Raw genomic sequence first — 11,682 nt, 5'->3', positions numbered from 1 at the left:
TTTCCGATCCGGGCGCCTGCGTGACGACTGCTCGTCAGCCCCCTTTGTTAGGCTCTGCCCGCACGCCCGTACTTGCCTACGAGCGGGGCGAAGCCCTCCCCGAACCACGGCCATTTGCTGCCTGCGTTTCGACAGGCGTTTGCTACGTCGGCGGACGGCTTTTGTCACCGGGTTTACAAAGACTAGGAGCCGATTGGTCGCACCCTGTGGTGAATCGGCAACATAGCGGACACACCCGCGGCGACAGCCGCGCATTGCCAGCCGCGCCCCGCATGGCCTAGAGCGGCGCCGAGCACTCACGTCAGGGCGTTACCGACCGCATGCTACTCTCGCGCTACGAGCGGATGATCGCCCGCCGCTATCTTTTGCCTGGCCGCAGCGAGGCGTTCATCGCCGTCGTCGCCGGGTTCAGCCTGGTCGCGGTGATGCTCGGCGTCGCCGCGCTCATCGTCGTGATGAGCGTGATGAACGGCTTCCGTGCCGAGCTGTTCGACAAGATCACCGGATTGAACGGCCATGCCGTCGTTCAGGGCTATGCCGGCCAGCTCCGCGATTGGCGCCAGATCGTCGCGCAGGCGAAGGCCACGCCGGGGGTGACCAGCGCCACCCCGCTGATCGAGCAGCCGCTGCTGGTCAGCTTCAATGGCCGCGTCGAACCCGCCATGATCCGGGGCATGCGGGTCGAGGACATCCGCAACAATCCCGCGCTCAAGGGCAAGGAAGTGATCGGCTCGCTCAATCGGCTGGTACCTGGCGGCGAGCAGGTCGCGATCGGGTCGCGGCTCGCCGAATCGCTTGGGGCGACGGTGGGCAGCACGATCACGATCATCAATCCGGCGGGCGCCGCGACGCCGATGGGCACGATGTACCGCTCGGTGAGCTACACGGTTACGGCGATCTTCGAGCTCGGCGTCTATGATTTCGACAAGATCTTCGTCGTCATGCCGATGGAGGATGCACAGACGCTGCTCTTGCTGGGCGACGGGGTGAGCATGGTCGAGATCGATGTCGATCGTCCCGACAATGTCCAGCAGATCATCTCGCCGCTCGTCGACAAGGTCGGCAAGAGCGGCCAAATTCGCGACTGGCGCGAGATGAACCGCGAGCTGTTCGAGGCGCTCCAGGTCGACCGGGTCGTGTCGTTCACTGTCCTCTCGATCATCCTCGTCGTCGCTTCGTTCAACATCGTATCCTCGCTGATCATGCTGGTCCGCTCCAAGACGCGCGACATCGCCGTGCTGCGGACGATGGGGGCGACGCGGGGCGGGCTGATGCGGATCTTCGTCACCGTGGGCACCACGATCGGCGCGCTCGGCGTCGCCGCGGGCGGCCTGCTCGGCTTCCTGTTCATCACGTTCCGCGCGCAGGTCGTTCAGTTCATCGGGCTGGTCACCGGGCAACAGGTCTGGGACCCGTCGATGCGCTTCCTCACCGAGCTGCCCGCCAAGACCGATCCGTTCGAGACGATCGGGATCTGCGTGATGGCTTTGCTCTTCGCCTTCCTCGCCACGCTCTATCCGGCATGGAAAGCGGCGAGCACCGATCCAGTCCAGGTGCTGCGTTATGAGTGAGCCGATCCTCCAGACCCGCGGCCTCAAGCGCAGCTTCAAGCAAGGCGAAGCGGTGATCGAAGTGCTGCGGGGCGTCGATCTCGACGTGAATCCGGGCGAGATCGTCGCGCTGCTCGGCCCCTCGGGCTCGGGCAAGTCGACTTTGCTCCAGGCAGTCGGGCTACTCGAAGGCGGGTTCGAAGGCTCGATCCGCGTCGCCGGACAGGAAGCCGCGCAGCTTCCCACGGGTGGCCGGACCCGGATCCGCCGCGACAGTCTCGGCTTCGTCTATCAGTTTCACCATCTCCTCCCCGACTTCAGCGCAATCGAGAATGTGGTGCTGCCGCTGATGATTCACGGCGCCACCCGTGCCGACGCCGATGTGCGTGCAGGGGAATTGCTGTCGGCGCTGGGGCTGGCGGAGCGACTGACGCACCGACCCAACCAGCTCTCGGGCGGCGAGCAGCAGCGAGTCGCGGTGGCGCGTGCGCTCGCCAACCGGCCGGCATTGGTGCTCGCCGACGAGCCAACCGGCAATCTCGACGAAGCCACCGCCGACCGGGTGTTTGCCGAATTCCTCAACCTCGTGCGCGGCGAGGGCTCGGCTGCGCTGGTCGCGACGCACAACGAACGACTGGCCGAGCGGATGGACCGCGTCGTGCGGTTGCACGAGGGCCGGCTGGAGTGAACGCCTGGCGCGAGACGCCGACGCTCGCCGGCCGCCACGTCACGCTCCGGCCAATGGCTCCGGAGGATCGCGAAGGACTGCTCGAGGCATTCACCGGGCTCTATACGCTGTTCCATACGACCGTCCCGACCGCGGAAGAATTCGAAGCCTGGTACGGCCGGATCGCATTTGATGCCGCGGCGGGACGCAACATGCCGTTCACGGTGCTGGATGCGGACGGGCGTATCTCGGGCGTCACCCGTCTGATGCGGATGAGCGAGCCCCATCGCCGCGTCGAAATCGGCGGCACGCTGTATGCCCCGCGCGTCCAGCGCACCGGGCTCAACACCGAGGCCAAATATCTGCTGCTCGGCCACGCCTTCGAGGTGCTTGCAGCGAATTGCGTCCAGATCCGCACAGACTTCCTCAACCATGCATCGCGCCGTGCGATCGAGCGGCTCGGCGCGCGGCTTGACGGCGTGCTGCGCGGCCATCTGATCCTGAAAGGCCATTTGCGCGACAGCGTCGTCTATTCGATCCTCGCGCACGAATGGCCGGGCGTGCGCCGCAATCTCGAACTGCTGATGGCCAGCTACGATGGAGATTCCGCATGACTGCGCTAACCGACATTGCCGTCCGCAAGCCTGGTGGCGAGGAGACGACGCTCGCCGATCATGACGGTGAAGTGCTGCTGATCGTCAACACCGCATCCAAATGCGGCTTCACGCCGCAATATGCCGAGCTGGAGGAACTGCAACGGCGCTACAAGGAGCGCGGCTTTTCGGTGCTAGGATTTCCGTGCAACCAGTTCGGCGGGCAGGAGCCGGGCGATGCGGCGGAGATCGCGAACTTCTGCTCGCTGACCTATGACGTGACCTTCCCGGTCTATGCCAAGGTCGATGTCAACGGTGCCAACGCCGCTCCCTTGTTCGAGCACCTCAAGCGCGAAGCGCCGGGTCTGCTCGGTTCGAAGGCAATCAAGTGGAACTTCACCAAGTTCCTCGTCGATCGCGCGGGCAAGGTAATCGACCGCTATGCGCCGACGACCTCTCCCAGAGATATCGCCGGCGATATCGAACGGCTCCTGTAGAAGCTGGCCAAGCCAGCGACGCGAAGAAGAGCTCAGCTCTTCAGCGTCGTCATTTCTACGGGCTTGCCCTTGGTCGTGGGATTGGATGCGTTGGGCTTGGGGGCCTTTTCAGCCTTCGGCTTACGCACTTCCTTGTTCGACTTCTTCTGACTTTTGGCCATGGCTGTTCCTCTCCGGCAATGTCCGATTCGGACGCTGCGTTATAGGCGACCCATCCGAGTCGGGGTACGCGTCACGCCGCCGCGAATGACCTTCGAACCATAGGCCTTCATGATGATCGCAGTGTCGTCGGCGTTGTTCATGACAACGCGCGTGCCACCGGACTGAAGGGCCTCGATCGCGCTGATCGCGACCTTGCGCTTGGCGCAGGCTGCGATGACATGGTCTTGGGTGGCGTTGATGTTGAGCGCTCTGGACATGGTATCTCCTTCACGCGCGTATCGTCGCGCGCTTTTCGTCAGCTGGGCAGCGAAGAGCCGGAGGGCAGTGCGCCCCCCGGCCCGTTCAAGCTTATGCAGCCTGGAGATTGACCGCCGAGGTCTTGCCGCGGTGATCGGTCTCGAGCTCGTACGAGACGCGCTGCTCCTTATCGAGCGTGTGCATGCCTGCGCGCTCGACAGCCGAGATGTGGACGAAGGCGTCGCCGCCGCCGCCTTCAGGCGCGATGAAGCCATAGCCCTTGTTCGCGTCGAAGAATTTTACGGTTCCGGTAATCATGATGGGTATCCTTGTCCCATGTATGACGGGCATGCGCCAACAGCGGCGCATCCCGGCTTCGGTGAGGCTAGATAGGGACAAAGGGTGGAGCCAAGGCGGCCCAATATCCGTCGCATGCGACGTCAGCCTCGCTCTTATAGGGCAATCAAAGCGAAAAGGGAAGGGCCGGCAAATAGTTGCCCAGAACGAGCTTGGGACGTCGGTTATCTGCCGCCGTCCGGCCGGGATCGCTGCGGTTGCGCGCCGGCTCCACCGAGCGTCAGCAGCGCGGTGATGCTCGACGCGGCGGCGAGGCCGGCGCCGACCAACGCACCGCCATGGAACGCAGCGATCAAACTGGGTCCGGCGCTCGATATCACGGCCCCCGCGATCGCAATCGCGATCAGCCCTCCGGTCCGCGCGATCGCGCTGTTGAAGCCCGAGGCGGTGCCGGAATGCGTGTCGTCGACCGAAGCGAGCACCGCAGTCGTCAGCGGCGCGGCTACGCTCGACATGCCGATCGCAATGACGAGGCAGCCGGGGAATACCGACGTCCAATAAGGCGCGCCATCGTTTACCAGGACGAGCAATGCGAAGCCGAGGGCGACGATGAGCGCGCCGACCGTTAGCGGCCAGCGCGGGCCGACCCGCGCGGTCAGCCGTCCCATCAGTCGCGATGCGAGGCCCATGCCGAGCGGCATCGGCAGCAATGCGAGCCCGGCCTGCAGCGCGGTATAGCCCGCCGCCTCGATCAGCACATAGGGCAGGAGCAACAGCACCCCGCCGAGCGCACCGTAGAGCAGGAAGGTGAGCAGGCTCAGCCCGGCAAAGGCGCGCGAGCCGAACATCGCGAACGGCATCATCGCGCGCGCGCCCCGCCGATGTTCGATCCACAGGAAGAGCGCCGTGGCGATCCCGCCGGCGACGAGGCCGATCGCGACGCGGGCGTCGAGCGCGTGCTGGCTCGACCACAAAGTGAGCGCCCAGGTGAGCGCCCCCAGCGCCGCGGTGGCAGCAAATGCTCCCGGCAAGTCGAGCGGCAGTTCGCCTTCGGCGCTTTCCTCGACATAGCGAAACGCGAGGAAGATTGCCGCCGCCGCCACCGGCACGTTGACATAGAAGATCGCCCGCCAGCCGATCGCGTCGACCAACCAGCCGCCGAGCGGCGGACCCACCGCACCGGCGATCGCGCCGACCCCGGCCCAGGTGCCGATCGCCTTGCCGCGCGCCTCGCCGGTGAACGCATGTCCCAGCGTTGCTAGGCTGTTGGGAAGCAGGATCGCCGCGCCGACGCCCTGCAGCGCCCGCGCTGCGAGCAGCAAGGTGAGGTCGGCCGCCAACGCGCAAGCGATCGATGCGATCGCGAAGATCGCGATTCCGAGGATCAGCAGCTTGCGCCGGCCGAAATGGTCGCCCGCCGCACCGCCGATCAGCAGCAACGCCGAGAGCGGGAGCAGATAGGCGTTGATCGTCCATTGCAGCTCCGCCGGGCTGGCACCGAGATCGGCACCGATCGCCGGCAGCGCGACATTGGTGACCGAGCCGTCGATAAAGGCGAGGCTGGAAGCGAGGATGCAGGCGACGAGGGTGAGCCTGGAGTGAGCGGCGGACATTAGCGGACGCTAGCAGGCTTGCGCCCGCAGCGGGAGCGTCTGCGCGTTGCCGGCTGCGTGCAGCCAAGCCCCTGAATCGTTGCAGGAAACGCAATCGTAACCTCGTTTGCTGCTATATTTGACTATGTTGAGGCGTGCTTCCCCAGCCGTCGGTATCCGCAGCGAACAGGATCAAGCGATTCTGGTCGAGCAGTTCCGCGCCCTGCGCCAGCAGGTGCCGTTGATGTACGCGCTGATGCTGGTCGACGCGACGTTCCTCAGTTTCGCGTCGCAAGGCACGGTGAGCGCGTGGTGGAGCCTCGCGATGCCGGTAGTGCTGGCATTGCTCGGCGGGCTCCGCGCCGCATTCTGGCTGCGCCGGCGAAACGTCGCTCCGGATCCGGAGATGATTCCCCGCTACCTGCTCGGGACGACGATCGTCGCGGTGGTGCTCAGCCTCGGCTTCGGGGGGTGGGGGTTGGTCCTCTACGTCCAGGCCGACCTCGTCCGCCGCGCCTGCATCGCGCTCTATATCTTCATCGGTGCGATCAGCTGCTGCTATTGCCTCCAGTCGCTTCCGCGCGCGGGCCACATCGTGTTGGTCTGCGGTGCCGCGCCGGTTACGCTGTGCCTGCTCTTCTCGGCCGACTGGTTCCTGCGCGGCGTGGGTTTCAACATCGTCGTCGTCACCACGGTGATCCTGCGCATGCTGCGGGCGAGCCATGCCGGCTTTATCGAAGTGCTGACCTCGCGCGCCGACATGGCCGCCGAACAGCGCCGCGCGCAGGGCGCCGAGCAGCGCGCCCACCAGCTGGCGTATCATGATCCGCTGACCGGACTGCCCAACCGCCGCGCGCTGGCCGAGGCGCTCGACACCCGCATGGCCGGGGGCGCCCCGCTGGGATTGCTGATCATCGACCTGGACCGCTTCAAGTCGATCAACGACGTGCATGGCCACCCGGCCGGCGATCAGTTGCTGCGCGACGTTGCGGCGCGGCTCAGCGCGGTCGTCGGCGGGCAGGGCTCGAGCTATCGTCTCGGCGGGGACGAGTTCGCAGTGATCATCGATGCCGAGGGGGAGGGCGCACGCCGCGCCGCGCATTCGATCGTTCATGCCATGCGCAAACCGTTCGCCGCGCCGGATCTGGTCCATCATATCGGTGCCAGCGTGGGGATCTCGCTCTATCCCAACGACGCGCTCGACCGCGAAACGCTGATGCGCCGCGCCGACATCGCGCTGTACAAGGCCAAGCAGTCCGGGCGCAGCCGGCTTTGCGCGTTCGAGCCCTTGCTCGATGCCGAGATCCGGCGGCGAGCCGAGATTGAGCGCGAGCTGCGCGAGGCGATGGCGAGCGACGCGCTGGTTCCGTATTACCAGCCGATCGTCGCCCTCGCGAGCGGTGCGGTCGTGGGGTATGAATTGCTGGCGCGCTGGCAGCGCGGCGACGGCGAGGATATTGGACCCGAGCAGTTCATTCCGATCGCCGAGGAATGCGGCCTGATCGACGCGCTGATGCTGAGGCTGCTGCGGCGGGCATGCCGCGAGACGCGCGGCTGGGAGGTGTCGATCTCGATCAACGTTTCGCCGATCCAGCTCAAGGACCCATGGTTCAGCCAGAAGGTGCTCGCGGTGCTGACCCGCGAGCGCTTCCCGCCGCAGCGGCTGACGATCGAGATCACCGAGAACGCACTGATCGTCGATGCCGAAAGCGCGCAGCAGACGATCGCGTCGCTCAAGAATCAGGGCATCCAGCTGGCGCTCGACGATTTCGGCACCGGCTATTCCTCGCTCAAGCATCTCCAGATGCTGCCGTTCGACCGGCTCAAGATCGACCGCTCGTTCGTGACGTCGATGGAGCGCGACCCGCAGGCGCTGCGGCTGGTCCACGCGATCATCACGCTCGCCAGCACGCTCGACCTGCCGGTGGTCGCCGAGGGAATCGAATCGGCGTCCACGGCGCGTACGCTTGCAGGGCTCGGCTGCGCGATGGGGCAGGGCTTCCATTACGGGCACCCGATGCCGGTCGCCCAGATCGAAGCGCTGGCGGCCGCGGCTCAGCCTGCGTAGCGGTCCTTCAGCACCTTCCAGGTTGCGCGCAGGCTGACCGCTTCGGCGCCCTTGGGGCGGCCCGGCTTGGATGCGCCGTTCCAGCAGAAGATGTCGAGATGCGCCCATTGCGCCTTGTCCGGCGCGAATTCCTTGAGGAACAAGGCGGCGGTGATCGCGCCACCGAACGGCCCCTCGGCGGCGTTGACCAGATCGGCGACGTCGGACTTGAGCGCATCCTTATAGGGTTCGTAGAGCGGCATGCGCCACATCGGATCGGTCTCGGTCTCCGCCGCGGCGAGCAGCTCGGTGGCGAGCGTGTCGTCGTTGGTGAACAGCGCCTGCAGGTCGGCACCGAGTGCTACTCGCGCGGCGCCGGTCAGCGTGGCGAAATCGAAGACGAGCTCGGGATTGCTTTCGCCCGCCTTGGTCAGCGCGTCGCCGAGGATCAGCCGGCCTTCGGCGTCGGTGTTGCTGTTCTCGACCGACAGGCCTTTCCGGGAGATCATCACGTCGCCGGGGCGGAACGCCTCGCCGGAGATCGAGTTCTCGACCGCGGGGACGAGCATGTGGAGGCGCACCGGCAGGCGGTGCTGCATCACCAGCTCGGCCAGCGCCAGCGCGTGCGCCGCGCCGCCCATGTCCTTCTTCATCAGCCGCATGCCCGCGGCCGGCTTGATGTCGAGCCCGCCGCTGTCGAACACGACGCCCTTGCCGATGATCGCGATGCGCGGATGCGCGGGATTGCCCCATTCGAGCTCGATCAGCCGCGGCTCGCGGCCTTCGCCCGCCGCCTTGCCGACCGCCCAGAGCATGCCATAGCCCTTTTCGAGCTCCTTGCCCTTCACCACGCTGAGCGTCGCGCCATATTCCCTGGCGAGCTCGGCCGCGGCGGCCTCGAGATCGGCGGGGCCCATGTCGTTGGCGCCGGTGTTGATCCGGTCGCGCAGCTTGAACGTGACGTTGGCGAGGCGGAGGGCCTCTTCCATCTTGGCGGGGTCGCCGGTGAGCAGGACGCGCGGGCCCTGCGCCTTGTCGTCCTTCTTCTTGTAGCGATCGAATTTATATTGCGCGGTGAGCCAGCCGTGGAGCGCCCTGCCGGGCTCGCGACCGTCGACGCGGTAGGTCCCCTCGGGCAGCGTCTCGGCGAGCTTGGCGAGGCACCAGGGCGTGAGCCGCTCGACATTGGCGACGACGGTGGCCACCGACCAGTCCTCGGCACCGTCGCCGGGCAGGATCGCGCTGGAGAAGGCCGACGTGGAGAGCTTTTGCGCCTGCGCGGCGGTGCGGTGGCGCGGCGGCTGGGTGGCAAGCCAGGCGTCGAAGCCCTTGGCGTCGATCAAGTGGATGGTGCGCGCGGGCTGGCCGCGATCGGGCTGAATCAGCGTGGAAAGGTCAGGCATGGCATCGATCTAGGGATGTGAAGCCCTCGCGCCTAGTCCTTCATCCCAAGATGAATTTTTGTTCATTCCGGAACCGGCCCGCGCTCGGCTGGTTGGCGGTGCGTCCCGGTTGGTGCTCCCGACGATGCGGGAGCGGCACGCCGGTGGGAGACCGTCCGTGACCGATGCCCATAGCTTTGCCGACGATGCCCCTCTCGCGGCAACGCGCGCGCGACAATGGGGCAGTTGGCTGTCGATCGCGGTCGGCACGGTGCTCGCGCTGATCGGAGCGGTCCTTGGGATTGGCGGGACATGGCTCGCGATCCTCGGCGGGTCGCCTTATTATCTGCTCGTCGGCCTGGCGATGATCGCCGCCGGCGTGCTGCTGATCCGCGGCCGGATGACCGGCGGGTGGCTGTATCTCGCGATCGTATTGCTCAGCATGGCCTGGGCATGGTGGGAAGTCGGGGCCAATGCCTGGGCGCAGGTCCCGCGGGTGATCGCGCCGGTGGTGCTGCTGTTCGCGGTGATCGTCGCGATGGCGACGCTGAGCCTGCGGCGCGAGCGGTGGCGCTTCGCGCTGGCCGGCGGCGCGCTGGCGCTGGTGCTCACCACGGTGAATTTCTGGGCCGCGGCAGCGGGCGCGCCGAACCCGGTGCTAAGCGAGCTTCCCGCCGCGGGCACGCGCGGAATGGGAGACCCCTCGGGCCAGCAGGTCGGTGCCGACTGGCCGGCTTATGGCGGGACGTACAGCGCGCGGCGCTATTCGCCGCTGACTCAGATCAATGCGGATAATGTTGGCAAGCTCGAGCGCGCCTGGACGATCCATACCGGCGATCTCCCATCCTCGCCGCAAATCCGCAACACCTATGGTGCCGAAAACACGCCGCTCAAAGTGGGCGACAGCCTGTATCTATGCACGCCGAAGAACATCCTGATCGCGCTCGATCCGGCGAGCGGCAAGCAGCGCTGGCGCTACGATCCCAAGGTGCCGGATACGGCGATCCCCTATACGGCGGCGTGCCGCGGCGTGGTCTATTATGCCGTGCCCGGCATGGCGGCGGACCAGCCCTGCGCGACGCGGGTGATCGAAGGCACGCTCGACGCCCGGCTGATTGCCGTTGATGCGCGCTCGGGCCGGCTCTGCGCCGATTTCGGCGTCAACGGCCAGGTCGACGCCAAGATCGGCATGGGCAAGGTTCCCGATGGCTTCGTCTCGATCAACTCGCCGCCCACCCTGGTGCGTGGCGTTCTGGTCACCGGGCATCAGGTGCTCGACGGGCAGGACCGCTGGGCGCCTTCGGGGGTGATCCAGGGCTTCGATGCGCGGACGGGCCAGCTGCGCTGGGCGTGGGACATGATGCACCCCCAGTGGAACGGCGCGCCGCCGCAGGGGCAGGAATGGGCCCGCGGCACGCCCAACATGTGGACGATCGCAAGCGGCGACGAGCAGCTCGGGCTCGTCTATCTGCCGATGGGCAACGCCGCGGCGGACTATTATTCCTCGCTGCGCCGTCCGCAGGAGAACCAGTTCGCGACCTCGCTGGTCGCGCTCGACGTGACCACCGGCAAGCCGCGCTGGCGCTTCCAGGCAGTGCGCAACGACGTGTGGGATTACGACTTCGGCGCACAGGCGACCCTGGTCGACTATAAAGGCGCACCGGCGCTGGTGCTGCCGTCGAAGCAGGGCGACATCTATGTGCTCGACCGCCGCACCGGGCGTCCGCTGACGCCGGTCGGCGAGATCCGCGCGCCGCGCGGCGGGGTCGAGCCCGCGCAGCGCGCGGCGACTCAGCCGGTGTCGTTGTGGCATAGCCTGCGCAAGCCCGATCTTACCGAGCGCGACATGTGGGGGATGTCGCCGATCGACCAGATGGTCTGCCGCATCCAGTTTCGCCGGGCGAGCTACAAGGGCTTCTTCACCCCGCCCGAGAGCGACCGCTATTCGATCGAATATCCCGGCTATAATGGCGGGACCGACTGGGGCGGGATCGCCGTCGATCCGGTGCGCGGCGTGATCGTCGCCAATTACAACGACATGCCGAACTATGTGCGGCTGGTGCCGCGCGCCAAGGCGGATAAACTGGGTTGGGCACCGCGCGACCAGGCGCGCGGCGAGATCGGCGGCGCGGAGGGCGCAGGCGATCCGCAGGCCAACACCCCCTATGCGATCAACGTCAATGCCGGCTGGCGGCTGCCCTTTACCGGCATGCTCTGCAAGCAGCCGCCTTATGGCGGGATCCGCGCGATCGACATGGCCACCGGCAAGACGATCTGGGATCGCGCATTCGGCGAGGCGCGGACCAACGGTCCGTTCGGTATGCCTTCGATGCTGCCGATCACGATCGGGACACCCAATAACGGCGGCGCGGTGGTGACCGCGAGCGGGCTGGTGTTCGTTGCCGCGGCCACCGACAATCTGATCCGCGCGATCGACCTGCGCACCGGCAAGACAGTGTGGAAGGACGTGCTACCGGGCGGCGGGCAGGCGACGCCGATGGTCTATGAGACGAACGGCAAGCAATATCTCGTGATCTACGCGGGCGGGCATCATTTCATGCAGACCCCGGTGAGCGACGAGGTGGTGGCCTACGCCTTGCCGTCCTAGTCCGTCATCCCGGCGAACGCCGGGATCTCGGGCCACGAGGGTTGCACCTG

11 protein-coding genes are annotated in these 11,682 nt (G+C 66.6%); 6 read left to right on the top strand and 5 right to left on the bottom strand.

All coding sequences use genetic code 11. The features are described from left to right. Window positions 1–320 precede the first annotated feature (320 nt). From E5A73_RS03615 to E5A73_RS03600, 4 genes are read left to right on the top strand one after another with little or no spacing between them, the layout of a single operon-like run. On the top strand, window positions 321–1,571 hold the full coding sequence (locus tag E5A73_RS03615) for a lipoprotein-releasing ABC transporter permease subunit (protein ID WP_135962391.1): 1,251 nt from the start codon (window positions 321–323) through the stop codon (window positions 1,569–1,571). Then, window positions 1,564–2,238 (top strand): ABC transporter ATP-binding protein, encoded by a 675-nt coding sequence (locus E5A73_RS03610; protein WP_135962390.1) that lies wholly within the window; start codon window positions 1,564–1,566, stop codon window positions 2,236–2,238. Before E5A73_RS03615 ends, E5A73_RS03610 begins: the two co-directional genes overlap by 8 nt. Further along, window positions 2,235–2,831 carry a GNAT family N-acetyltransferase gene (locus E5A73_RS03605; RefSeq protein ID WP_206366365.1) on the top strand — a complete coding sequence of 199 codons (597 nt, stop codon included), beginning with the start codon at window positions 2,235–2,237 and terminating at the stop codon, window positions 2,829–2,831. The genes E5A73_RS03610 and E5A73_RS03605 overlap by 4 nt, the downstream gene beginning before the upstream one ends. After that, window positions 2,828–3,307 carry a glutathione peroxidase gene (locus tag E5A73_RS03600; protein WP_135962389.1) on the top strand — a complete coding sequence of 160 codons (480 nt, stop codon included), beginning with the start codon at window positions 2,828–2,830 and terminating at the stop codon, window positions 3,305–3,307. Before E5A73_RS03605 ends, E5A73_RS03600 begins: the two co-directional genes overlap by 4 nt. A gap of 32 nt (window positions 3,308–3,339) precedes the next feature. On the opposite strand, the gene E5A73_RS21875 is transcribed toward E5A73_RS03600, so the two are convergent. The 4 genes from E5A73_RS21875 to E5A73_RS03585 all read right to left on the bottom strand — a co-directional run bounded on the left by E5A73_RS21875 (window position 3,340) and on the right by E5A73_RS03585 (window position 5,616). Then, on the bottom strand, window positions 3,340–3,468 hold the full coding sequence (locus E5A73_RS21875; protein WP_276605799.1) for a hypothetical protein: 129 nt from the start codon (window positions 3,466–3,468) through the stop codon (window positions 3,340–3,342). A gap of 39 nt (window positions 3,469–3,507) precedes the next feature. Continuing rightward, window positions 3,508–3,726: a hypothetical protein gene (locus E5A73_RS03595; protein WP_135962388.1), complete on the bottom strand. Its 219-nt coding sequence runs from the start codon at window positions 3,724–3,726 to the stop codon at window positions 3,508–3,510. A 91-nt stretch (window positions 3,727–3,817) separates the two neighbouring features. Beyond that, on the bottom strand, window positions 3,818–4,024 hold the full coding sequence (locus E5A73_RS03590) for a cold-shock protein (protein WP_135962387.1): 207 nt from the start codon (window positions 4,022–4,024) through the stop codon (window positions 3,818–3,820). 203 nt (window positions 4,025–4,227) lie between these two features. Then, the gene (locus E5A73_RS03585) at window positions 4,228–5,616 is read right to left on the bottom strand and encodes an MFS transporter (RefSeq protein ID WP_135962386.1); all 1,389 of its coding nucleotides are present in this window, start codon (window positions 5,614–5,616) and stop codon (window positions 4,228–4,230) included. A gap of 124 nt (window positions 5,617–5,740) precedes the next feature. Here E5A73_RS03585 and E5A73_RS03580 point away from each other — a divergent pair, with 124 nt between their 5' ends. After that, entirely contained in the window at window positions 5,741–7,663 is a 1,923-nt protein-coding gene (locus E5A73_RS03580) for a putative bifunctional diguanylate cyclase/phosphodiesterase (RefSeq protein WP_135962385.1), read from the top strand. Here the strand turns inward: E5A73_RS03580 and E5A73_RS03575 are convergent. After that, complete coding sequence (locus E5A73_RS03575; protein WP_135962384.1) at window positions 7,651–9,045, bottom strand: leucyl aminopeptidase family protein; 1,395 nt, start codon at window positions 9,043–9,045, stop codon at window positions 7,651–7,653. The two genes, E5A73_RS03580 and E5A73_RS03575, sit on opposite strands and share 13 nt — an antisense overlap. Window positions 9,046–9,295: 250 nt before the next feature. Here E5A73_RS03575 and E5A73_RS03570 point away from each other — a divergent pair, with 250 nt between their 5' ends. Beyond that, window positions 9,296–11,632, top strand: coding sequence for a membrane-bound PQQ-dependent dehydrogenase, glucose/quinate/shikimate family (locus E5A73_RS03570; protein WP_420822559.1), 2,337 nt, complete (start codon window positions 9,296–9,298; stop codon window positions 11,630–11,632). Window positions 11,633–11,682 lie beyond the last annotated feature (50 nt).

Source organism: Sphingomonas gei (assembly GCF_004792685.1).
Classification (GTDB): Bacteria; Pseudomonadota; Alphaproteobacteria; order Sphingomonadales; family Sphingomonadaceae; genus Sphingomonas; species Sphingomonas gei.
Note: the sequence above shows the minus strand (reverse complement) of the source record. Positions and strands in the feature narration are given on the sequence as shown.

Coding starts and splice junctions, on each gene's coding strand:
- E5A73_RS03615 (WP_135962391.1), top strand. CDS start 321: ATGCTACTCTCGCGCTACGAGCGGATGATCGCCCGCCGCTATCTTTTG.
- E5A73_RS03610 (WP_135962390.1), top strand. CDS start 1,564: ATGAGTGAGCCGATCCTCCAGACCCGCGGCCTCAAGCGCAGCTTCAAG.
- E5A73_RS03600 (WP_135962389.1), top strand. CDS start 2,828: ATGACTGCGCTAACCGACATTGCCGTCCGCAAGCCTGGTGGCGAGGAG.
- E5A73_RS21875 (WP_276605799.1), bottom strand. CDS start 3,468: ATGGCCAAAAGTCAGAAGAAGTCGAACAAGGAAGTGCGTAAGCCGAAG.
- E5A73_RS03595 (WP_135962388.1), bottom strand. CDS start 3,726: ATGTCCAGAGCGCTCAACATCAACGCCACCCAAGACCATGTCATCGCA.
- E5A73_RS03590 (WP_135962387.1), bottom strand. CDS start 4,024: ATGATTACCGGAACCGTAAAATTCTTCGACGCGAACAAGGGCTATGGC.
- E5A73_RS03585 (WP_135962386.1), bottom strand. CDS start 5,616: ATGTCCGCCGCTCACTCCAGGCTCACCCTCGTCGCCTGCATCCTCGCT.
- E5A73_RS03580 (WP_135962385.1), top strand. CDS start 5,741: ATGTTGAGGCGTGCTTCCCCAGCCGTCGGTATCCGCAGCGAACAGGAT.
- E5A73_RS03575 (WP_135962384.1), bottom strand. CDS start 9,045: ATGCCTGACCTTTCCACGCTGATTCAGCCCGATCGCGGCCAGCCCGCG.